The organism is Mesorhizobium sp. P2_F8 (assembly GCF_056403655.1).
Genome location: NZ_JBFUFB010000002.1, coordinates 318055 through 339752, shown reverse-complemented (window position 1 = coordinate 339752; position 21698 = coordinate 318055). Strand labels below are relative to the sequence as shown.

The window sequence follows — 21698 nt, the reverse complement described above, 5'->3', positions numbered from 1 at the left end:
GTAGGGTTGACAGGCTGTCATCGCCGCCGCGCCAATTCGCCACTTGCCGTGGCCGTGTCTGCCGCCCTAGAGTCCCTGCAGGGACCAAGGGTGCCGTCGCACGCGTTATACCAAGACGGGAGTGATTGTCGTGGGTGTCGTTCTCAACATCGAAAACGGGAAGCGGGAACCCGCCTCCATCAAGGATTTGATTGATCTGACGGCGGCCGACATGGGACGCGTCAACGAATTGATCCTGTCCAAGGCCGGCTCCGACGTCGAGATGATTCCGGAGGTTGCCAACCATCTGATCTCGTCCGGCGGCAAGCGGCTGCGGCCGATGCTGACGCTCGCCGCCGCGCAGATGTTCGGCTATGCCGGCGAGGGCCACGTCAAGCTCGCAACGGCGGTCGAATTCATGCACACGGCAACGCTTCTCCACGACGATGTCGTCGACGAAAGCGGCATGCGGCGCGGCAAGAAGACCGCGCGCATGATCTGGGGCAACCAGGCGAGCGTCCTGGTGGGTGACTTCCTGCTCGGCCAGGCCTTCCGCATGATGGTCGATGTCGGCTCGCTCGAAGCACTCGACATCCTGTCGAGTGCGGCCTCGATCATCGCCGAGGGCGAGGTCATGCAGCTCGCCGCCGCCAAGAACCTCGATACCACCGAGGACGAGCATTTCGCCGTCATCAAGGCCAAGACCGCGGCGCTGTTTTCGGCCGCTGCCGAGGTCGGCCCGGTCATTGCCCAGGCGACACGCAACGACCGTGCCGCACTGCGCTCCTACGGCATGAACCTCGGCCTTGCCTTTCAGCTGATCGACGATGCGCTGGACTATGGCGGCACCAGCAAGGATCTGGGCAAGAATGTCGGCGACGACTTCCGCGAGGGCAAGGTGACCTTGCCGGTCATCCTCGCCTACCGGCGCGGCACCAAGGCCGAGCGCACCTTCTGGAAGCGCGCCATCGAGGACAATGTCGTCGATGACGCCGGCCTGGAAAAGGCGATCGGCTTGATGACCCGCCACGGCGCGATCGCCGACACGATCGGGCGTGCCCGCCATTTCGGCGAGATCGCCCGCGACGCGCTGGCGCCGCTGGAAGCGACGCCGCAGAAATCGGCGCTGATCGACGTCATCGATTTCTGCATCAGCCGGGTGAACTGAGCGGCTGGCGTTTCGACAGTGGACAGTAAATCCGTTACTGATCCTTCTTGAACAGGTCCTGGAAGATCAGCCGGCCCCAAATGCGGCCGCGTGCGTGCACCAGCGCGCCACCCTCGTTGAGCTTTCCCAGCTTGACGGGTGCGAACCCGAGTTGTTTGGCCAAATCCGCCACGGGAGCGATCGCGTCCTCGTCGTCGCTCGACAGGAAGACCACCCGGTGGCCGCCCTCGACGATCGGATCGGCGGCCAGGGTGGCCGCAACGAGGTGATTGAAACCTTTCACGAACTTAGCGCCGGTGAACGACTTCGCAACGAAGGCGGAGGACGGGAGGCCGTCCAGTTCCTCAAGGGGAACCAACGCGTTCATCGCGTCGATGACCGTCTTGCCTTTCCAGCTCGGCAGGCCCTTCGCAACCTCGCGATGTTCCCCGAACGGGACCGCCAAGATGATTGTGTCGGCCTCGAGTGCATCCCGCAGCGACTTGGCGACGACCGTGGGTCCAATCGCCCCAGCCTGCGGCGCCAACGCCTCGGGCGGCCGGCGGCTCGCGACGGTCACGTCGATGTTCTTACGGGCGAAGGCGTGGGCGAGGGCCTGGCCTATCTTACCGAATCCTACAATCGCATAGCTCATAATACTTCTCCTATCGGTGTTGATACTGATTAGCCGGCCTTCGACAGCGCTGGGTTATCCGTTTCGCCGCATGGCGACCTTCGCGAGATCTTCGGACCGCCACCGCAAGCGATGCGTGACATCGGTTCGAATTCCTGAATTGACGCGTAGTCGTCCTGCCGTGACGACTTCGGCGCGCCTGGACGGTCAACCATTTCCGGCGATCGGGCGCGATTTCAGATGGCCGAGAAGCCGCCGTCGACAGACAGCTCCACCCCATTCACGAAGCTTGAATCGTCTGAAGCAAGAAACAGCGCGACCGCCGCAATTTCCTCAGGACGCCCCATCTTTCCCCGCGGGATCAGAGATTCGAACAACCGCTTCGCCTCCTCCGTGAGAACATGGTCCTGCATCGGTGTGGCGATCGGCCCCGGGCTCAGCACGTTCACCCGGATATTCCTGCCCTTCAGTTCGTTGAGCCAAGTGCGTGCGAATGAGCGCAACGCCGCCTTGCTCGCCGCATACACGCCGTAACCAGGAAAGCCTTTCACCGAAGCAACTGACCCGGTCATGAAGATCGATCCGCCATCGTTGAACAGCGGCAACGCCTTCTGAACGGTAAACAGCGTGCCGCGCGTATTCAGGCCGAAGGCCGCATCGAAATGCTGCTCGGTAATCTCGCCCAGTGGGACGGCTTCGCCCATGCCGGCGCTCGCGTACAGGACGTCGATCCTGCCCTTTTCCCGCTTGACCATGTCGAACAGGCGGTCGAGGTCGTCGAGATTGGCCGCGTCGCCACGCACGCCGGTCACGTTACGGCCAATCAGCTTGACCGCCTCGTCGAGCGCCTCCTGCCCTCGGCCCGTGATGAAAACATAGGCGCCTTCTTCAACGAACCGCTTGGCGCTCGCCAGCGCCATGCCGCTCGATCCGCCCGTGATGACCGCAACCTTACCGTCCAGCTTTCCCACGATTTTTCCTTTCAGGCTCTGCCTTTGGTCGTTCGGGAAGAACCCCGAGAGCCTCCAAATAAGTCTGCCGGGGTCAGGCTTTGAGTGCGGAAACGCGCACATCGGTGGTGCAAAATCGATCCGGCTGGACGACGGACGCCAGCCGCGACGACCGGTGTGCGCCATTCAGGATTGGGCCGCGCTTGTCGGCAGGGGTTATGATCATCGCCGTGCTACCCGCAAACGAGATGCTGTTCGATGTGGTAGATGTGGGCTTTGGAAGGCGCACCGTGCGGTGCGAGATTGCACCATGATCGACTGGGATGACGTTCGCTACTTTCTTGCCGTCGCGCGTGGAGGCTCGGTGCGGGCTGCCGCCGAGCGCCTCGGTGTGAACCACTCGACCGTGCTGCGACGCATCGCCCAGCTCGAGGAACGCCTCGGRGTGCACATGTTCGAAAAGYTGCCGTCGGGCTACCGCCTGACGGCTGCGGGCGAGGAGGTCCTCGAGTTYGCGGACCAGATGGAAGCGTCGTCGCACCTGCTGGAGACGCGCGTCTTCGGGCGCGACCAGAGCGTGCGCGGGCTTCTGCGGGTSACGCTGGCACCGCCCCTCGCGACACACCTGCTCATGCCGGACTTCGCCGATTTCGCGCGTCTGCATCCGGACATCGAGATGGAAATCTTGTCGTCCGGCGAGCTGGCAAATCTGACCAACYGAGAGGCCGACGTCGCGATCCGCGTCGTCTACGACCGCAAAACCCTGCCGCTCAATCTTCACGGCCTGAAGGGACCGGAGCTGTTCGGCGGCGTCTWTATGTCTCGCGATCGACTAGCCGCGTGGCGTGCGGGCGCGCCTGATCCCATYCGCTGGATCGTCATAAGCATTCATGGAATTCCGGATTGGGCCAGMGAGGGTGAGGTTCGCACCACGGGGGTTCCATTCAGGACCACGGACGCCGAGGCGCAGATCGTTGCTGCACGGCAAGGGCTCGGGATGACGACACTGCCGTGCTTCGTTGGCGATGCCGACCCCCTACTGGTGAGGGTGCCGGGTACCGACCTGCACATGTACGGAACGCTCTGGCTTCTCACGCAGGGGGAGACACGCAAGACGAAGCGCGTGCGGCTCTTTACCGAGTTCGTATCCCGCAGGCTCGCCGCGTACGCTCCACTTCTCGCGGGGCTGTCCGTATCGCAGGAGGCGACGGTGCAGCCGTCGCCGGCCAGATGACCAAATGGCGGCTTTTAGCAGCAAGAAACTTTGGCACGCGTGACCGAATGTAGGCGCATTGCGGCCTGGCAGCCCGAGTCAAAAGCTGAATGCAGCTTCTGATTTCCGAAGACGATGGCAACTAGGTCATGCAACTTAATGCCGATCCAAGGGCCGAGCGTCCTGAGGATAACTGAACGAGCGTCTTGCCGTCATATCGCGACCAAGGCCCGCGGGGTGAGGCACGACCGAATTCCATAGCTAACGACCCACAATGTGATAGGGTGGGTCATGTTTTTCGGCCGAGTATGAATTCGGTCGACGTTCCTGCCGAGTGATGGCTCGCTTCGCGAGCTTTCGGCCCTTGAGGGCCAATGTCATGGCATCCGTTTCAACAGTCCACCTGGAAGCGGCGAGCACTCTTGCAGTGGTCGTTTCATCGAACGAGCCGCTCTTGTTCCTGACTGATGATCTCCGGGTTATTGTTGTCAGCGCGTCGTTTTGCCGGACCTTTCAGATCGATCCCGCAGCAGTTGCCGGCAAATTGCTGTCGGAACTCGGCGCGGGCGAATGGGATATGCCGAAGCTGAATTCATTGCTCAAGGCGACCGCCTCGGGCAGCGCTAACATCGAGGCCTACGAGATCGACCTCAAGCGGCCGGGCCAGAAAATCCGGCAGTTGGTGGTGAATGCCCGCGTGCTTGAAGACGGCGACCATTCTCGGATCCGGCTCCTTGTGGCTGTCACCGACGTCACCGACGCTCGCGCCGATGCCCGGCAAAAAGACGATCTTATTCGGGACAAGGCAATCCTGATGCAGGAGGTGCAGCATCGGGTGGCAAATAGCCTGCAGATCATCGCCAGTGTGCTGATGCAGAGCACCCGCAGGGTCCAGTCAGATGAGGCACGCGGCCATCTGACCGACGCCCACAACAGGGTGATGTCGATCGCAGCCGTGCAGCGGCACCTCGCCCAGTCCGGCGCTGCAGGTGTTTCGCTACGGACGTACTTCACCCAGCTTTGTCAAAGCCTTGGCGCCTCAATGATCTCCGACAGGGAGCGGCTCTCTATCGTTGTCACTGTCGACGATAGTGTTGTGAAATCGGACATTTCGATAAGTTTGGGCCTTATCGTGACCGAACTGGTGATCAACGCTCTGAAGCACGCATTTCCGGAGGAGCGGTCCGGCAGGATTTCGGTCGACTTCCGTTCGGACGGACAGGACTGGACCCTTTCGGTTCGGGATGACGGAATTGGCATTCCAACCGGCGACGACGCCGCAAAGGCCGGGCTTGGCACTGGTATCATAGAGGCGCTTGCCAGGAACCTGCAAAGTGACATCAGCGTAGCCGACGGAAAGCCCGGAACCATTGTATCGGTCGCTCACATTGCTGCTGTCAGCGACGACGTGCCGGCGGCAGCATAGCCGGATGACCAGTCCAAAAGCTGCTGACCGAGGGCAACCGTTGCCCAAGGCGAACGTCGGTCCCGCGCAGGCCGCAGAAATCAACACAAACCGCAAGGCCGTCATTCTGATTGTCGAAGACAACGCCGTCATCAGAATGGGCGCGATCGACCTCGTCGTTCATGCCGGTTACGAGGCGCTGGAAGCCACTAATGCCGACGACGCAATTCGGCTCCTGGAGGCGCGAACCGACATCGTTCTGGTGTTCACCGACGTCGGCATGCCCGGCACCATGGATGGTATCAAATTGGCTCACCACATCCGAAACCGATGGCCGCCGGTCAAATTGATCGTCGCTTCCGGCAGGTCGATCGTCGAACAGAGCCGCCTACCTGAAGGAAGTCACTTTTTTCCCAAGCCCTATAATGACGGCACTATTGTCGAACAGATCCGCCGGATGCTGTCGCCGATTGAAACGCGTCCGAAGCTCTAGGCGCGGATCGTCTGACTCATTGTTTCAAGACTTAGGTCGGGCCTCACATCCAGTTGAATTTATGAGATGGAACTAAAACGGGGTCGAAACCGTAGTATGAGCTTGCCTAGACCGTGGCGTGGCAATTCCGAGGGGAGCGTCCAGATGAGTAATGGCGCGGTTCTGGTCGTGGAGGATGAGCAGCTCATCCTGCTCGACGTCGAGTCGGCCTTGGAACAAGCTGGCTTCGAAGTCGTGGCGGCTCACAATGCGGCTCAGGCCATCGCGGCCTAGGCGCGCGATGACAGCGACTCCGGGCCTGACCAGGGTAGAGGCCGGAAGGCCCGCGAAAGCATAGCGTGGATGGTGCCGTCCCGCTCGACGGGGCCGGGCAACTTCGCCGCTCAGGCAGATTTCAGCCGAATTTCATCCGGTTGTCACGACGGCCAACCTGGCCTCCGGCAATGTAACCAAAAGGATGAAAGGATTGATCATGACCGACATGGGAGGCGCAAGGCATTGGGATGAGAACAATTCCCGAAGCTTTCTCGATTACGGGCGCTATTTCGTCCCCGAACGGGAACGCCAGATCGGCATCATCGCCGATCTAATTCCTCCCGTGCAGGGCGGCCTGCTGGTCGAGCTCTGTTCAGGCGAGGGCCTGCTCAGCCGCGCCTTGCTGCAGCGATTTCCGGACTGCAGGGTATTGGCGCTCGACGGCTCGGCGCGGATGCTCGAGCAGACGCGCGAGACCTGTCGCGACCACGCTGACCGCCTGGCCACTGCCGCGTTCGAGCTGGAACATCGTGACTGGCGGAGCTTTCCCGAGCCGCCGCATGCGATTGTCTCGTCGCTCGCCATCCACCACCTCGACGGGCGGCAGAAGCGGATGCTTTTTGCCGACCTTGGGACGGCGCTCAGCCCCGGCGGCGTCCTCGTGGTGGCCGACATCGTGCGCCCGCCGGGGGCGGCCGCTCTCGCCATCGCGGCGCGGCAGTGGGACGAGGCGGTGCGTTCGCGGGCGCTCGCGATCGACGGCGACCTGGCCGCCTTCGCCGAGTTCAACCGCCTCGGCTGGAACTATTTCCGCAACCCCGACGGCGAACCGATCGACAAGCCGTCCTCGCTGGCCGAGCAACTCACCTGGCTTGCGCAAGCGGGCTTCACTGAAGTCGACTGCGCCTGGCTGTTCGCCGGCCACGCCATCTTCAGCGGGCGAAAGCCTTGATGTCTTGGGGCGGGCGTGATGTCTTCGAGCATGCGATGGCCGTGACAGTCTCCTAGCCGTCGCGCGGATCGAATTGGTTGACGTCTCCTCGAGGGGCGACATGACGACGTTCGAATTCTCCGGCCACAGGCTCGATCTGCACAGGGGCAGACTGCAGAGGGGCGGGCACGACGTCGACCTGCGCGCCAAGTCGCTTTCGCTGCTTACCTACCTCCTGGAAAATGCCGGCCGCGTCATCGGCAAGGACGAGTTGGTCAATGCGGTCTGGCCGAACATCGCCGTTTCCGACGATTCGCTTACCCAATGCATGAAGGACATCCGCAAGGCGCTCGGCGCCGAGGCCGATGGCCTGATCCGCACCGTGCTGCGGCGGGGCTATGTGATCGACGAGGAGCGCGTGCGCCGCCTCGATGATCACCCCGCGGCCGGGGCCGGCGAAGGGTCCGCCGACGACAAGCCTTCGATCGCGGTGCTGCCCTTCGAGAATCTCAGCGGCGACCCGGCGCAGGACTATTTCGCCGACGGCATGGTCGACGAGATCATCACAGCGCTATCGCGCATGCGCTGGCTGTTCGTCATCGCCCGCAATTCGAGCTTCGCCTACAAGGGGCAGGCCGACGGCGTGAAACGCGCCGGAGCCGAACTCGGCGTGCGCTACGTGCTGACCGGCAGCGTTCGCAAGGCCGGCGACCACATCCGCCTTACGGGACAACTCATCGATCAGTCGTCCGGCAAGACGATCTGGGCCGACCGCTACGACGGAACCATGGCCGACGTGTTCGACCTCCAAGACCGGTTCGCCGAGAGTGTCGTCGGCGCCATCCAGCCCTCCATCCTGTCGGCCGAGATCGAGCGGTCGCGGCGCAAGCGGCCGGAAAGCCTCGCCGCCTACGACTACGTGCTGCGCGCCTTTCCGCTCGCCTGGTCGCTCGAGCGGGCGCAGAACGAGGAGGCCGGGACACTGCTTGAACGGGCGATCGCGATCGAGCCTGATTATGCGCTGGCGCTTTCGCTGCTGGCCTGGTGCCATCTGCAGCGTGTCACCTACCACTGGACCGAAACGCCGGCCGCGTCCCGGGAAGAGGGCCTGCGCCTGGCGCAGAAGGGGGCGGCGCTGTCCGGCGACGACCCGATGGTGCTTGCGGTGCTCGGCGCCGCGCATTCCTTCGCCCGCGACTTTGATGTCGCCGACATGCATCTGACACGGGCGCGCACGCTCGATCCGAATTCCGCCTGGGCCTGGCTGCGCAGCGGCTGGCTTGACGTCTATCGCGAGCGGCCCGAGGCGGCGATCGAGAAGTTCGAGCATTTCGAACGGCTGAGCCCGCGCGACCCGATGGGCTACATGGCCGAACTCGGCATCGGCGCCGCCCATTTCATTACCGGGCGCTACGAAGAAGCATTGGTCATGACGCGGCGCGGGGTCAGCCGGCACCCTGGCGCCACCTGGGCGCTACGCTGGTTGGTGATGACGCTGGTCCATGCCGGCCGCAAGGATGAAGCCCGGCGCGTGTGCGGCAGGCTGCTGGAAAGCCATCCGGGGCTGACGGTCGCCACGATCTGGGACCAGCTGCCTTTCGAAGCGGGCACGCGGGAGCGCGTTGCCGCCAGCCTGCGCGAGGCCGGCCTGCCGGACTGATATCGTGTCGACGACCGGGGGCCGGTGCCCGCCTGCCGATTTCGTCACAATTTCCCTCGAGTTTCACCTGGGCCTCACGATCTCCGGCCGGGTGCCGACTAATCTCATCCTTGCTGTCGCTCAAGGACAGTTCGAGGATGGAGACAACACCATGACCACGCTGGTTCCTTTCATCGGTCTCGCAGCCGATTGCCGGTCGCATGCTTCTCCCTCGCGGCCTTTCCGGATGCTGGCCGCCGTGACGTCGGCGCTGCTGTGGCTGCCGCGCTTCTGGAGGGCTCGCAGGGACCTCGCCGCCTTTGCCGCCATGAGCGAATGCGAGCGTCGCGATATCGGCGTTACCGCCTTTGACATCGAAAATATGCTGGTATTGCCAGTCGACCGCGACCCCACCGAAGTGCTCGCGCGGGTCGTGGACGATCGCCGCCGTCGCCGTGAATCCTGAGCTCCAGTCCCGCCAAAGCCGAAGGGTGGGCGCCATGAGCACCCGCTCTGGGGCGCCAGCCCGACGAAATGATGGTCAAACACTATGGTCGCTTCCTGCCCAGGACAAAGCGGCTCTGGCGGCGAGGATTCTGAGGGTGTGGGAAGCAGCATGATCTGGTGGGCAGCATTTGCTGATGGTGTGGTTAGTTAAAAGTTGATCGCCCCGCAAGACCTTCTCCGAACCGTTTCAGGCACTCGCCAATCATAGACTGCCGAACTGGACCGTGGTCTTATGAGGGGCTGTTCCAACTGTGCGATGGCGGTCGAGTTCATGGAACTTCAAGGTTCGGACGTATCTGCTCCACCTGTCGGGCTTGGGGCTATCATTTTCCGCAGTATCAGTGCTCGTCATGCTCGTAAGGCATAGTTGGGGAAGCAGGCTTTGCAATTTCGACGTGCATCTTCTTGTGAGCTATATCTCCGGGCGTTTCGCGGTGGCTGTCGGCGCGGTTCTACCGGCTCTCGCGGCGCAATTTGGTGAGCAGACTTCGGCATGGAAGCTTCCGCGCCGTGCTGATGTTGTGGCTAATTAAACGACGTGCAATGGTCGTGAGCCGGTAGGATCGCTATCCTAGCCAGGGGCGCAGGGGGCGATCATGTCATCCAAGTTGAAACCAAGGATGGGCCGAAGATAGTCAGCGCTCGGGCAATCCCGCCAGCTTCAAGCCTTCGACCACTTGGTCTGCCCATTCCGGCGTGTTCCGGAAGATAGGCAGCGACCGGAATCGCTCGATCGTGAAACTCGGCTGGGCGGCCAGGAGCTTTTGCGCGGCCCAGCGGGCGGTCACCAGGTCGCCGCCCATCGCCGACCAGGCGGCGAGATAGCGATAGGACGTGATGATGTCGGGGTGGGCGGCGATGACGTCACGGGCGATCGCGACGGCCTGGGAAAGGGAGCCCGTCTTAGCCAAGGCGTAGCCCATTCCCAGCCTCACGGCGAACGCGAACGGATCCATTGGGCTCAGCGCCATCGCTCGCTGGAACCGGTCCGGGGCCAGGGCGACTTCGCCTCTGTAGATTGCGATCCAGCCATGGCGTGCCCATGCCCAAGCATTGTTCGGATCGAGCATGAGCGCCTTTTCGATGAAGGTGGCGGCGCGCTCCTGGTCACCGCCCATGCTCAATGCCGCGCCGGCGGCGGTCAACGCGGTTGGATCGTCGCCGATCGAGCCGGCTGCCTCGACCGCCGCGACCGCCTTTTCCAGCTCGCTTTCCGGCTGCTCGGCCCATAGAAACACGGCGTTCGAAGCGTGGCACCAGGCCAGAAGCGCATGCGCGCGGCCATAGGCCGGATCGACCGCGATCGCTTTCTTGAGCAGCTCTATTGCCAGGTCGTTGGTGTCCTTGCGGCGGCCCCAAATGTTTGGATAGGCGCGCATGACGAGATCATAGGCCCTGAGGCTGGTCGGCGGCTTGCGCCTGGCCAGCTCGATCTCGGCGCCGCGGATGGCCGGATGGATGGCGCCCGCCACCTGCGCCGCGATCCTGTCCTGGAACTCGAAAACGTCCTCGGTCGCACCCTCGTAGCGCTCGGACCATAATTGTGTCCGCGTCTCGGCATCGACCAGTTGCACGGAAATGCGCAGCCGATTGCCGCCCCGCCGAACGGTGCCTTCGACCACGTAGGCGACGCTGAGTTCCCGGCCGACCTCGCGCACGTCGGCGAAGCGGCCCTTGTAGGTGAATGCGGACTGGCGGGCGATGACGAAGAAGTCCCGGATGCGGGAAAGCGCGGCGGTGATCTCCTCGACAACGCCGTCGGCAAAATACTCGTCCTCCGCCCCGCCGAGGTTGTCGAAAGGCATCACTGCCACCGACGGCTGGTCATGCGGTCTCGCCGGCGTGGCGATAGGCTGAGGCGGCTGGGCGGTGTCGTGCGCCGACGCGGTCTGGCGATTTCCGCCCCGCGTCTGCAGCGACGCCACCAGTGACAGCGTCTGTGCCTCGGGTTCCACGCCCAGATGCTTCTTCAGCAGCGCGCGGCAGGTCTCGAACTGACGCAGGGCCGCATTTTCGTGGCCCCTCGCAGCGTGGATGCGCATCAAGGCGCGATGCGCCGGCTCGGCGGCCGGATCCGAGGCAAGCAGCCTTTCGGCAAGCCGTTCGCAAGCCGCTTCGTCCGCGGATCCGGCTTCGGGCTTCTCCAGGCTCAGGCGCTCCACCAGCTGCTGCGCCTTCTGCCGGTATCTGACCTGGTATGGGCTGAACCATTCATCCAGTCCGTCCGGAATGGCCTCCCCCGCGAGCACATCACCGCGATAGAGGTCGGCGGCAAAGGCGAGGTCCGTCGTCCCGCTCTCGGCGAGCTTCCGCTCGAAGAGCCAGATGTCGGCTTCGTCCGAGCCGGCCGTCAGCGCAACCGTTTCCTGATCCCCCTCGATGGAAATGGCTGCATTGCCGGCGGCGGGAAACCACCGACGGATGTCGGCCAGCGCCTGGCGCAGGCTGTTGCGCGACTGCGCATCGCCTCGTCCCGGCCAAAACCCTTCGCAAAGCCGTTCGCGAGTGGCGCCGCGGCGACCCGCCAGGACCAGGGCGGCAAAAAGCAGCGCCGACTTGCGCGTTGCGAAGCGGACGGGCTGGCCCTCTCCGGACATCACTTCGAGACCGCCAAGCAACCGGATACGCACGACCGCTCTCCAGATTTCGAACGCGCCAGCAGAATAGCATCTTCGCCGGTCGATTTAACGCAGATTTAACGGCGGTCCATCGGACTTCCCGCGATTGTTCACGCCCGGCTGAACAACCGCAAATCGCCCCCGTGACAAGCTGCGCCCGTAATCTGGAACAGGAGAGCAAAATGGCTCGCACCGAAGCTCACGCAGAGACCTGCACATCGAAACACCGGCTGCTTGAGAAAGCGTCGAACAGCATGGCAGCAGCAGTCGCAGCCTTCACAGCCTGGCGGCGGACCGTTGCAGGGCGCAGGGCGTTAGCAGACCTGACGTCCGATCAGTTGAAGGACATCGGCTGTCAGGAGGTCCGCAGATCTACGTTCTTCGTCAGGGTCGGGGTCGGCCTCATGACGGACCTGATGTCGATGAGGTGAGGCGGAACCAGATGGCAAAGGCGCTGCGAGCGTCGCCGGTAGGCAGGCAGAATTCAGCAAAAAATCAGCAGCCGTTCCGGACGAGAGGCAGCTCTTGGCGGCGGCCATGCTTGCGGAACAACCGGCGAGCAGTCGGCACCTGCTGCCGCCGTCAACATTGGAGGTCGATCATGCATGTGAAGGCTGATGCGCCGGTTGCGTCCACCACACTGACGCGAGGGGAAGCACTTAGCATCCTTTCTGCGGGCATAGCCGGCCCATGCTGCGGCGAGGCCCATGAGATGTTGGCCTGGCTCTACCTGCTGACACCTTGCGAGGCGGGCGCTGAACCGCCCGCCGAACGCCCCCGCCTATGGCTTCGCTAGGGGGAACGTCTACGTCAGTTGCGGCAGCTATTCGCCCTCTGCCTAAGGAGGGCGTCAGCTTGCGCGCTTCGCTTGTTCCGGATTTCCATTCGCCATTTTGGTAGCGAGCGCGACAAGCCGCAGGACTGCGCGCTTCGGATTCGATTCCAGCCACACGACTCTGATCGAACTGAAAGAGCCCTTACCTTCAAGCGGCTTCCATATGGCAGAACCGAAGGCGGCTGCCTTGGCGAAGCTTTCGCCCGCAAGCATTACCTCTTGACCGAGTTGCACCTTCAGAGTGGCTGTTGCCTGGCCGGTGCTGCAAATCTGGATTGCCGGGCCGATATGTTCGGAAATGTGCTCTGGCCGCTGCGAGACCAGGGGCGTTGTCTCGGGTCCGGCCGGGACCAAAAGGCGCACGCTTGCCAGGTCTGCCCACGTGACAGCCAACTTGGCAGCAAGGCCATGGTCGGCGGGCAGGAGAACGAAGAAGCGCTCACGCCAGAACACCTCGCTCCGGCACCGGGTGGCAACTCCTGTCTCATTGGTGAAGACGATATCGAGTCTGCGCTTGCGAATTGCCGCCTGACCCAGTCCTTGCGCAACATCCTCGATGGACAGGCTGACTTCGGGATACACTCTACCGAAACGCAGGATGAGCCGCAGCAGGATGTCCCGCCCGGTCACAACGCACAATCCAACGCGCAGCGTGTTCGCATCGTTGTTGCCGCAGGCGCGTTCATCGAACGCCTTCAGAAGCCCTTCGTAGTGAGCCCGTACAATTTCGATCCAGGCTTGGGCTGTTTCGGTCAGGCGAACGCCGCGCACGTTTCGCTCGAACAGTTGCATCTCCAAAAGCTGTTCGAGCTTGACCACGTTGCGACTGACCGAGGATTCCTGGACCCTCAGGGCTCTCGCCGCCTGGCGCAGGCTGCCGTGGTYGATGGCCGCAAAGGCATAACTCAACAGGTGGAGTGCGTTGCCATTGCGCGTCATATCACTTGAGCTTTGTGAGGATCGTTGCAGATGACCCGTCCTTCACCAAAGCGATGGGATCCTCATCGCAAGACGGCGCGCTCGGGCGGGCGAAAGCGCCCATGCCTTCCGTCAGCGCGATGGGTGAGGTTGGGTACATATGGACTCGTAGACATACTCGTAAGGAATGGCCGCAGCCGGCATCTGGGCCACATACAGATCGAGATTTTCCTTGCTGTTGCTCGCCGCAAGACTGCAGAAGTTGCCGCTGTTCCACGTCATGATGCAGTGGTTGAAATGCGCACTCACGGCGCGGGCCATCTCTTCCAGCGTAACCTCATTGTTGAACATGGTCCCGAGGACCGCGGTCTTCTTTCTTTCGATTTCGGCGTGCGGGAAATACCGCGCCTTGAAACCGTGGTCCTTCTGCTCCTCGCGACGCTGGTAGTCGTCTTCGTCGACCGCGCGAAATTTTTCGACGAAGACGAAAATGCCCCCCTGCTTGAGGTTTTGGGTCACGAACTCGATCTGTTTGGGTCTGTTGGGCGAGTACATCGCTTCGCGGGTAATGTTCTCGTCGAGACTGATCTCATGCGCATCGTTCACCGTGTCGATGACGCAGCGCATCGGTTCGGACTTCTTGATCTGCTTGCGCTTCACGCGCAGCAGCTGCGCCTGCCTGCGGCCCTCGCCGATGCTGACGAAGTAGAACCCGGTTTGCGCACCCTCCCCGTCCAACTCCGGCTCCACGACAAGATTTTGCAGAATACCCTTGGCTGCGATGCTGGCCGCGTAAGCTTCGATGATTGCCTCGCTGTGTGGGGTTTTTCGCGCGTTGCGGGGCGACTTCTTCAACTTGTTGAGGGGAATGAAAACCTCCGTGCCGCTCTCGCTGATAGTTACAATCTTCGCGTTCGTTTCATTGGTCGTCATGGTTCTGTTCCTTTCTCGCTACATGCCGAAGGCATGCCCCTCGGCATGCCTTCCGGGGGCGCGTGAGCGCGCGGCAGAGAGGGGGGCGAATGCCGGCGAGCGGAGCTGGGCTGCGCGCCGAGCGGGGCGTGTCGGATCAGGTCGGATTGTGATGTTTAGCACCGCCTTGCGAGCGGGCGGCCCCGCCCTGCGCAGGCGGCAATCGCGGGGGGAGAGATGGCCAAGACCATCTCTTCCCTTTTTGCGACTATTCCCTTTGTCGGAGAGACCTCGGCCGTGTGGGACTCGCTCTCGCGATGTAGGGCAGTGCCCCGGCTTCCCTCTAAAAAGGCAGCCGTAGGAGCGTCAGCCATTGCGGCGCCGCAGGCGCGACGCGGGACCGACTGCAACGACGAGACCGGTTAAGAGGGTAGCCGAAGGAGCGTCAGCATAGCGCCGCCAGAGGCGGGACGCGGGACCGACGACCCCCGGCGAGGAGTGCCGTTCGAGTTCGCGCTAGTTCGTCACGGAATGGCCGAAGTTTCTTTTCTTGCGAGCCCGGTCCATTCTTATCTCGACGACGATCGCAGCAGGGCGCTAGGATGACCTCACACAACCATCCTATTTATACGCTCTGACCGCAATTTACCGCAGGGCTTGATCGGCGCCCTTCCGGCGGCGGCTGATACAATCTAGACCTGATCTCTGAACGGAAGTCCGCGCACAAGGGCGGCCACATGCCGGCGGCGAGATCATGAAAAGCGACACTTTCTCCTATCCCCCTCGCGGTCTCTCCCGAGAAGACGCCGCCCGCTACGTCGGCGTAGGCATCACTAAATTCGACCAGATGGTTGCTGATCGCCGCATGCCGAAACCGAAGAAAGTTGACGGCCGCGTGATTTGGGATCGGCTCAAACTCGAAGCGGCATTTGGCGAACTACCTGGAGACGATGAAGAAAATATCGTCGACTTCCTGTTGCAAGGGAATCATCGCAGGGAATAGATTCATTCTGTCATGACCGACAAATATCCCGGCCTCTCCTCCTACACCGACCGCCATGGCAAAGTTCGCTGGCGCTATCGGACGCAGGAGCGTGTGGTTAGCCTGCCGGCCCCCAATCAGGCGGGTTTCAAAGAGGCCTACCAAGCAGCCGTCGAGGGCCGGAAAGTCCCCAAGGCTCCCGTCGTGCGTATGCCTGGAGCAGCCCTGCCCGGCACGTTTGGAGCGGCCTTTCAACGCTTGAAGATCTCGGTCAAGTGGCTAGCGCTTGACGAGGCCAGTAAGCGCAAGAACACGCGGCTGATCGAGGAATTTCTAGAACTGCGAGTAGTCCCTGATCACCCGCTCATCTGGCGGGATGTAGCGGTTAAGAACCTTAGACGTGTCCATATCGAAGAGCTTCTTGGCCGCTTCATCGCCACGCCCCATAAGGCCAAGCATCTGCTGGTGGGCATACGCAAGCTGGTCTATGTCGCACTGCGGCAAGACTGGATCGAGATTGACCCGACAGCGGCGGTCGAATGGCGGCCCGCCTATGCCGGTTGGAAAGCCTGGTCGCGCGAAGCGATGGCGCAATTCGAAAACCGTTGGCAGCTCGGCACGGCGGCACGCACCTGTTACGGCTTGGCGCTGTGGCTCGGCAACCGCCGCGGTGACGTCGCGGGCCTGCGCTGGGATCAGAGGGTCACCCGCCGAGTTTTCATCGACGGTGTCGAGCGTCACTTCGACGGGTTTGATATCGTTCAGGCCAAGAACAAGGGACGAACAGGTGGCAAACGGCTTTTCGTGCCGATCACACCGATGCTGTCTGAGATTCTGGATGCTGCCGACAGGCGCGGCGAGACCGTTCTGGTCAACGGCTATGGTGAGCCCTTCTCCGCCAAGTCCCTGACTGGGATGATGGCGCATTGGTGCAAGCTCGCCGGTCTTCCGAAGGGTCTGACCTTACATGGCCTGAGGAAGTCGCTCGGTGTTTATCTGGCGGAGGCAGAGGCCTCAACCAGACAGCTCATGGACGTACTAGGGCACGACGATATCGATCATGCGGAGCTCTATTCGCGCGAGGCATCGCAGGTACGGCTGGCGGTCCAGGGGATGGATCGAGTCGTGCGTCTGGTGACGCGCAAGCCGATGGTTGGCGAACCTATTGGCGAACCTCGTGGCGAACCACCCTATAAGTCATTGATAAATAACGACAATGGTGGGCCCGGAGGGACTCGAACCCCCAACCAAGCGGTTATGAGCCGCCGGCTCTAACCATTGAGCTACAGGCCCCACGCGGCTGGATTAGTGTTTTTCGCATCGCGGCACAAGGCTTTCCCGTCGGGCGTCCACGGATCGCCCAAATCAACCCATAATCGCGCTCTACGCGAGCTCTGCGACTTTGATCGCGGACCAAGGAGATTTTCATGACCAGACGCCTTTTGCCTCTCGCGCTCGCCGCTGCAATCGCTTTTCCGGCGATGGCTGGAGCCACCGATTTGCCGACGCCGCCCCGCATCATTGTGTCAGGCGAAGGCGAAGCGACCGTAGCCCCCGATCTGGCGATCCTGACGCTCAGCGTCATGCGCGAAGCCAAGACCGCGCGCGCGGCACTCGACGCCAACAACGACGCCATGGCCGCCGTGATCGCCGCCATGAAGTCGGCCGGCATCAAGGACCGCGATCTGCAGACCGCCGGCATCCAGATCAACCCGCGCTACAACTACACCAACAAGCCCGATGGCAGCCAGGAAGCCGAACTCGTCGCCTATCAGGTGACCAACACGCTGTCGGTGCGGGTGCGCGATGTCGACAAGACGGGCGAGATTCTGGACAAGGCGGTATCGCTCGGCGTCAACCAGGGTGGCGGCATAACCTTCACCAACGACAACCCGGCAGCGACCGTCACCGAGGCCCGCAAGAAGGCGGTGGCCAACGCCGTGGCCAAGGCCAAGACGCTTGCCGAGGCCGCCGGCGTCAGCCTCGGACGGGTGCTCGAGATCACCGACCAGAACATCGCGCCGACGCCAATGCCGATCAACGCCAAGGCCTTCGATGCCGCGGCGGGCGCTGCGGCTCCGGTACAGGCCGGCGAGAATTCCTACAACGTCCAGGTCACCGTCACCTTCGAACTGAAGTAAGCGCCTGACGATCCATGGTGGGGCTTGCTCGGCCATGGATCGAGCCTTCAGCCAACGCCCTATATGAAAACCCCGCGGGATTGCTCCCGCGGGGTTTTTTCGAGCCACGCCCTTCCAGCAGGAAAGGGGCTCGGCTACTCCCAGCTGATCTTCCCTGAAGATCATGCTGCCCGGCTAACCCTCGAAGAGGGTCATGCCGCCAGTCTGATCTTTGAACGAGATCATGCCCTTGTATTCAAGCCGGACCCGGCTTCAGCGATAGATAACCGGGCAGCCGCGGTCGTTGGCGAACACGACGACGACGCGGTCGCCGTACTGTCGGCCCATCACCTTCACAGTACGACGGTTGACATCGAGGATGCGGACGCGGTGGAGACCCATGCGTTCGGCCTTGTCGAGCGCGCGGTCCGGCGAACAGCCACGGCGCCATTCGCCGCGGCGTTCATCACCCCAGCCGCGACGTTCATCACGGCGGTGGCGATAGCCGTCGTCGCCGGCATAGACGCCGAAGCGCGTGTCGTTGTTGTTGCCGAAGCCAAGATAGAGGCTGTCGGCATGGGCCGGGATGGCGGCCAGCGTGCCGAGACCGACCAGAGCCGAAAGGGCTGCCGTCTTGATCGTGTTGAACATTGTCTTCTCTCCTTGTTGCGGGCTTTCGCCCGTCCTCGTGAACCGATGGGGGGAGAATGCACTTGGCTGTCTGAACTCATTGCGAACCGGCCGTTCATCTCCGGTTCATGTGGCGGAAAAGAATTTCGCCGGCCATCTACCATCGTCCACGGCAGGGGTGAATGCTCCAAAACGCCTCACTCAGTGCCCGGGTCCCAATCCAGCTGATTGGCTGAAGACCAGCTTGTTCGTTCCAACGCGGAGCCCTACGGCTCGTCGTCTCCAATGCAAGCGAGGCTTACGGCTCGTCGTCCCGGCGCGAGCCCTACGGCTCATCGTCACGGCGCGAGCCCTACGGCTCGTCGTCCAGCAGGTAATCAAAATAGTCTTCCGGCTCGGCGAGATCGGTCTCGCTTGCCTTGACCCGCCCGCGCATCGACATGCCGGCCTCATGCACGGTCTCGGCGCTGCCCGACACCAGCCGGTGCCACCAGTAGAGGTCATGGCCCTCGGCCACCAGCCTGTAGGCGCAGGTGCTGGGCAGCCAGCTGATGGTGCGAACGTTCTGCGGCGTCAGCCCCACGCAGTCGGGAACGCGCGCCAGCCGGTTGGCGTAGTCCGAACAGCGGCAGCTCTGCGCGTCGAACAGCCGGCACCCGACACTGGTCCAGTAGATCTCGCCGGTGTCCTCGTCCTCGAGCTTTGACAGGCAGCATTTGCCGCAACCGTCGCACAGCGACTCCCACTCAGCCGGGCTCATCGCCTCCAGCGCCTTGGTTTTCCAGAATGGCGTTTCCATTCCCGGCATGTGGCCCCAGCCGCCGGCAAGGTCAAGCGCGGCAACGGCCGGAATGCGGCGGTCGCCAGGTGAATGACACGAAGTTGCCTTCAAAAGGCCGGCCAATCGCCCCGTACGGCGTCTATCGCAACCAAACTGGAACCAATCGGCGCAAGATCGGTTTCGGCAAGGATGGGACCCCATAAGGAGAGTTTTCGATGAAACGCCAACCACGGATTCTGGCAGGCACCGCACTTGGCCTGCTGATGGCATCCGCGCCGTTGGGCGCGTTCCCGCTTCAGGGAAGTGCCGCCTTCGGCCCCGCCCAGCACACGTCAGCCGCGTTCATTTTAGCGCAGGCAGCGTGCGCCGAGGGCGAATCGGCCGAAGCCTGTGCACAGAAGCAGCCGAAACAAAGGGAGCGGAAGAAGGCCGAGCCAGAGCAGCAGGCGGCGCCCGCCGCCCAGGGCGAGCAGCCCGCCGAGCAGGAGCAGCCGCGCAAGAAGCGTGAGAAGCAACAGCAGACGGAGTCCGCCCCTGCCGAGCAGGCCGCTCCGGCTGTCGAAGAGCAGCAACCTCGGAGGAAGAAGCGCGATCAGCAGCAGCAGCAGCAACAGCAGACTGAGCAGGCGCCGGCCGAGCAAGCCGCTCCAGCCGCCGAAGCGCAGCAGCCGCGCAAGAAGAAGCGCGAACAGCAGCAGACCGAGCAGGCGCCGGCCGAAGCGGCACCCGCAGAGCAGGCCGCTCCAGCCGCCGAAGCGCAGCAGCCGCGCAAGAAAAAGCGCGAGCAGCAGCAGACTGAGCAGGCGCCAGCCGAAGCGGCTCCTGCCGGCCAGGCCGAACCGGCCAACGACAACCAGCAGGGCGAGCAAGCCAAGCCGCGCAAGAAGCACAAGCAGGATCAGCAGGCCGAGCCGACCACGATAGCGCCGGCCGTCGAGCCCGCGCAGAAGCCTGAGAAGCAGAAGAAGCCTGTCGAAACGGCCAAACCGGCCGTCGTGCCGGAAGCCGCCCCGGCACCGACCGAGAAGCAAGCTCCGGCCGAAGTGGCGAAGCCCAAGGTCGAACCGGCTCCCGCCGGCGAACAGCCAGCGGCCCAGGGCGAGCAGCCGCAGGACAAGACCAAGAAGCATGGCAAGAAACCGGTCGGCGAGCAGCCTGTCACCGGCGAGCAGCCTGCCACGGGCGAACAACCGGCCAATGGCGAAAAGCCTGCCATAGCCGAGCAACCGGCCAATGGCGGCAAGGCGGCGCCTGTCCAGGGCGAAGCGCCCGCCGATCCGAACGCCGCTCCCATCCTGGACAGCCAGAAGGATGCCGAGCGCAAGGGCGGCAAGGATCAGGGCCGCAGGAAGCCCGCCAACCAGAACGGCCAGCAGAATGGTGGGCAGCAGAATGGTGGGCAGAACGCCCAGCAAGGTGGCGACCAGGGCCGCAAGCCCGTGGTCGCGCCTGTCGATCAGGGTCCGCCGCCCACCGACGACAAGGCCGCCCAGCAGGAGATCAAGCCCGAAAAATTGGTCCCGGTGACGGAGGAAAAAGGCAAGCGTGTCGATCGTGCACCCGACGAGAATATCCGCGACCGCCGCCGTCCCAAGGGCGTCGACGTGCTCAAGGAAATCGGCGACCGCGTCATCATCCAGCTCAACAACCAGACGATCGTCCAGAGCAATGACGGTCCGCGCATGAACCGTGGCGCCAAGGACGTCTACTACGAGGATCTGCCGCAAGGCCGCACACGCGAGACGGTCGAGCGCGGCAATGGCGTCCAGATCGTCACCATCCGCAACCGCTACGGCGATGTCATCCAGCGTTCGCGCATCACCCCCGACGGGCGCGAATACGTGCTGAGCTATGTCGACGAGCAGGACTATCAGGATGAGGGCGACTGGCGCGATCCCGGCGACGACCTGCCGCCGATGCGACTGACCATCCCGCGCCGGCAGTACATCCTCGATTCCGAGGACGTCGAGAGCCCGGACGACTACTACACCTTCCTCGAACAGCCGCCGGTGGAGAAGGTCCAGCGCCTCTATTCGATCGACGAGGTCAAGCGTTCGGCCCGCGTGCGCGACATTGCACGCCGTGTCGACCTCGACACGCTGAACTTCGAATTCGGTTCGGCCTCGATCTCCGACACCGAGGTGCAGAAGCTCGAGGGTGTCGCCAGCGCGATGGACAAGCTGCTGAAGAAGAACCCGGCCGAAACCTTCCTGATCGAAGGCCACACAGATGCCGTCGGCACGCCAGAGGCCAACCTCGCTTTGTCCGATCGTCGCGCCGAAGCGGTGGCGGAGGCCCTCACCAATGCCTTCGGCATTCCGCCGGAGAACCTGACGACGCAGGGCTATGGCGAGGAGTATCTGAAGGTCAACACGGCCGCGCCCAACCGCGAGAACCGACGCGTCGCCATTCGCCGCATCACCTCGCTGGTGGCGCCCGTCGCAAGCAACAATTAGGACATGATTTCAAAACCATGACCTGGTTTGCGGACTCTGCACGAGAAGCAGCCATCCCCGGTCCTGCCGGGGATGGTTCGACATATCAGGTTCAACAAGAATTGTACCGGCATTAGCGCCGGCTCATTGAATCGTGGGTTCACCCACCCCAGATTCTTGGCAGGGCGTTCCCTGCCCCGTCCCGACTCCAGCGGGACGCATTGAGCCCCGCCGGTCCCTCGCCGGCGGGGTTTTTTGTCTTGCAAACAGGGACGACCTGACCGAAATACGAGCCACCACCTCGCGGCCCACTA

Annotated in this window: 18 protein-coding genes, 1 tRNA gene and 2 pseudogenes; 13 read left to right on the top strand and 8 right to left on the bottom strand. The window is 62.9% G+C overall.

What is annotated here, in order from left to right; genetic code table 11:
- The first annotated feature begins 130 nt into the window (after window positions 1-130).
- Window positions 131-1147, top strand: coding sequence for a polyprenyl synthetase family protein (locus AC1DZP_RS05360; protein ID WP_095091894.1), 1017 nt, complete (start codon window positions 131-133; stop codon window positions 1145-1147).
- Between the two features lie 34 nt (window positions 1148-1181).
- Here AC1DZP_RS05360 and AC1DZP_RS05355 read toward each other — a convergent pair whose 3' ends face one another.
- On the bottom strand, window positions 1182-1781 hold the full coding sequence (locus AC1DZP_RS05355) for an NADPH-dependent F420 reductase (RefSeq protein ID WP_477300620.1): 600 nt from the start codon (window positions 1779-1781) through the stop codon (window positions 1182-1184).
- 215 nt (window positions 1782-1996) lie between these two features.
- Entirely contained in the window at window positions 1997-2731 is a 735-nt protein-coding gene (locus AC1DZP_RS05350; RefSeq protein ID WP_477300618.1) for an SDR family NAD(P)-dependent oxidoreductase, read from the bottom strand.
- A gap of 289 nt (window positions 2732-3020) precedes the next feature.
- On the opposite strand from AC1DZP_RS05350, the gene AC1DZP_RS05345 reads away from it, so the two are divergent.
- From AC1DZP_RS05345 to AC1DZP_RS05315, 7 genes are all read left to right on the top strand, one after another.
- On the top strand, window positions 3021-3944 hold the full coding sequence (locus tag AC1DZP_RS05345) for a LysR family transcriptional regulator (RefSeq protein WP_477300616.1): 924 nt from the start codon (window positions 3021-3023) through the stop codon (window positions 3942-3944).
- 358 nt (window positions 3945-4302) lie between these two features.
- Complete coding sequence (locus AC1DZP_RS05340; protein ID WP_477300614.1) at window positions 4303-5349, top strand: sensor histidine kinase; 1047 nt, start codon at window positions 4303-4305, stop codon at window positions 5347-5349.
- 79 nt (window positions 5350-5428) lie between these two features.
- Window positions 5429-5821: a response regulator gene (locus AC1DZP_RS05335; RefSeq protein WP_477301154.1), complete on the top strand. Its 393-nt coding sequence runs from the start codon at window positions 5429-5431 to the stop codon at window positions 5819-5821.
- Window positions 5822-5965: 144 nt separating this feature from the next.
- The gene (locus AC1DZP_RS05330; RefSeq protein ID WP_477300612.1) at window positions 5966-6094 is read left to right on the top strand and encodes a hypothetical protein; all 129 of its coding nucleotides are present in this window, start codon (window positions 5966-5968) and stop codon (window positions 6092-6094) included.
- 199 nt (window positions 6095-6293) lie between these two features.
- Window positions 6294-7028, top strand: a complete 735-nt coding sequence (locus tag AC1DZP_RS05325; RefSeq protein ID WP_477301152.1) for a class I SAM-dependent methyltransferase — start codon at window positions 6294-6296, stop codon at window positions 7026-7028.
- A gap of 100 nt (window positions 7029-7128) precedes the next feature.
- Window positions 7129-8667, top strand: a complete 1539-nt coding sequence (locus AC1DZP_RS05320) for a winged helix-turn-helix domain-containing protein (protein WP_477300610.1) — start codon at window positions 7129-7131, stop codon at window positions 8665-8667.
- Between the two features lie 151 nt (window positions 8668-8818).
- Entirely contained in the window at window positions 8819-9112 is a 294-nt protein-coding gene (locus tag AC1DZP_RS05315) for a hypothetical protein (protein ID WP_096454710.1), read from the top strand.
- Between the two features lie 676 nt (window positions 9113-9788).
- Here AC1DZP_RS05315 and AC1DZP_RS05310 read toward each other — a convergent pair.
- A complete protein-coding gene (locus AC1DZP_RS05310) occupies window positions 9789-11783 on the bottom strand; it encodes a BTAD domain-containing putative transcriptional regulator (protein WP_477300608.1) in 1995 nt (664 codons plus the stop codon).
- A 170-nt stretch (window positions 11784-11953) separates the two neighbouring features.
- Here AC1DZP_RS05310 and AC1DZP_RS05305 point away from each other — a divergent pair, with 170 nt between their 5' ends.
- Window positions 11954-12202, top strand: a complete 249-nt coding sequence (locus tag AC1DZP_RS05305) for a YjiS-like domain-containing protein (RefSeq protein WP_477300606.1) — start codon at window positions 11954-11956, stop codon at window positions 12200-12202.
- 419 nt (window positions 12203-12621) lie between these two features.
- Here AC1DZP_RS05305 and AC1DZP_RS05300 read toward each other — a convergent pair whose 3' ends face one another.
- Together AC1DZP_RS05300 and AC1DZP_RS05295 are read right to left on the bottom strand one after the other, a co-directional pair.
- Complete coding sequence (locus AC1DZP_RS05300; RefSeq protein WP_477300604.1) at window positions 12622-13545, bottom strand: LysR family transcriptional regulator; 924 nt, start codon at window positions 13543-13545, stop codon at window positions 12622-12624.
- Window positions 13546-14073: 528 nt separating this feature from the next.
- A pseudogene (locus AC1DZP_RS05295) lies at window positions 14074-14457 on the bottom strand (ParB/Srx family N-terminal domain-containing protein); the annotation flags it as partial.
- Window positions 14458-15190: 733 nt separating this feature from the next.
- Here AC1DZP_RS05295 and AC1DZP_RS05290 point away from each other — a divergent pair.
- Window positions 15191-15439, top strand: coding sequence for a hypothetical protein (locus AC1DZP_RS05290; RefSeq protein WP_477300602.1), 249 nt, complete (start codon window positions 15191-15193; stop codon window positions 15437-15439).
- 12 nt (window positions 15440-15451) lie between these two features.
- A pseudogene (locus AC1DZP_RS05285) lies at window positions 15452-16444 on the top strand (tyrosine-type recombinase/integrase); the annotation flags it as partial.
- Window positions 16445-16635: 191 nt separating this feature from the next.
- Here the strand turns inward: AC1DZP_RS05285 and AC1DZP_RS05280 are convergent.
- Window positions 16636-16711: transfer RNA gene (locus tag AC1DZP_RS05280), tRNA-Ile, on the bottom strand.
- A gap of 134 nt (window positions 16712-16845) precedes the next feature.
- Here AC1DZP_RS05280 and AC1DZP_RS05275 point away from each other — a divergent pair.
- On the top strand, window positions 16846-17559 hold the full coding sequence (locus tag AC1DZP_RS05275; protein ID WP_457154047.1) for an SIMPL domain-containing protein: 714 nt from the start codon (window positions 16846-16848) through the stop codon (window positions 17557-17559).
- Between the two features lie 252 nt (window positions 17560-17811).
- Here AC1DZP_RS05275 and AC1DZP_RS05270 read toward each other — a convergent pair whose 3' ends face one another.
- On the bottom strand, window positions 17812-18189 hold the full coding sequence (locus tag AC1DZP_RS05270) for a hypothetical protein (RefSeq protein ID WP_477300600.1): 378 nt from the start codon (window positions 18187-18189) through the stop codon (window positions 17812-17814).
- Window positions 18190-18520: 331 nt separating this feature from the next.
- Entirely contained in the window at window positions 18521-18967 is a 447-nt protein-coding gene (locus AC1DZP_RS05265) for a YcgN family cysteine cluster protein (protein ID WP_095091722.1), read from the bottom strand.
- A 197-nt stretch (window positions 18968-19164) separates the two neighbouring features.
- Between AC1DZP_RS05265 and AC1DZP_RS05260 the strand changes: the two genes are divergently transcribed.
- A complete protein-coding gene (locus AC1DZP_RS05260; RefSeq protein WP_477300599.1) occupies window positions 19165-21405 on the top strand; it encodes an OmpA family protein in 2241 nt (746 codons plus the stop codon).
- The last annotated feature ends 293 nt before the right edge of the window (window positions 21406-21698 follow it).

Bases quoted from the DNA above. Each gene is read 5' to 3' on its own strand.
- AC1DZP_RS05355 (WP_477300620.1), bottom strand. From the start codon at position 1,781: ATGAGCTATGCGATTGTAGGATTCGGTAAGATAGGCCAGGCCCTCGCC.
- AC1DZP_RS05340 (WP_477300614.1), top strand. From the start codon at position 4,303: ATGGCATCCGTTTCAACAGTCCACCTGGAAGCGGCGAGCACTCTTGCA.
- AC1DZP_RS05330 (WP_477300612.1), top strand. From the start codon at position 5,966: ATGAGTAATGGCGCGGTTCTGGTCGTGGAGGATGAGCAGCTCATCCTG.
- AC1DZP_RS05325 (WP_477301152.1), top strand. From the start codon at position 6,294: ATGACCGACATGGGAGGCGCAAGGCATTGGGATGAGAACAATTCCCGA.
- AC1DZP_RS05320 (WP_477300610.1), top strand. From the start codon at position 7,129: ATGACGACGTTCGAATTCTCCGGCCACAGGCTCGATCTGCACAGGGGC.
- AC1DZP_RS05315 (WP_096454710.1), top strand. From the start codon at position 8,819: ATGACCACGCTGGTTCCTTTCATCGGTCTCGCAGCCGATTGCCGGTCG.
- AC1DZP_RS05305 (WP_477300606.1), top strand. From the start codon at position 11,954: ATGGCTCGCACCGAAGCTCACGCAGAGACCTGCACATCGAAACACCGG.
- AC1DZP_RS05290 (WP_477300602.1), top strand. From the start codon at position 15,191: ATGAAAAGCGACACTTTCTCCTATCCCCCTCGCGGTCTCTCCCGAGAA.
- AC1DZP_RS05275 (WP_457154047.1), top strand. From the start codon at position 16,846: ATGACCAGACGCCTTTTGCCTCTCGCGCTCGCCGCTGCAATCGCTTTT.
- AC1DZP_RS05270 (WP_477300600.1), bottom strand. From the start codon at position 18,189: ATGTTCAACACGATCAAGACGGCAGCCCTTTCGGCTCTGGTCGGTCTC.
- AC1DZP_RS05265 (WP_095091722.1), bottom strand. From the start codon at position 18,967: ATGGAAACGCCATTCTGGAAAACCAAGGCGCTGGAGGCGATGAGCCCG.
- AC1DZP_RS05260 (WP_477300599.1), top strand. From the start codon at position 19,165: ATGAAACGCCAACCACGGATTCTGGCAGGCACCGCACTTGGCCTGCTG.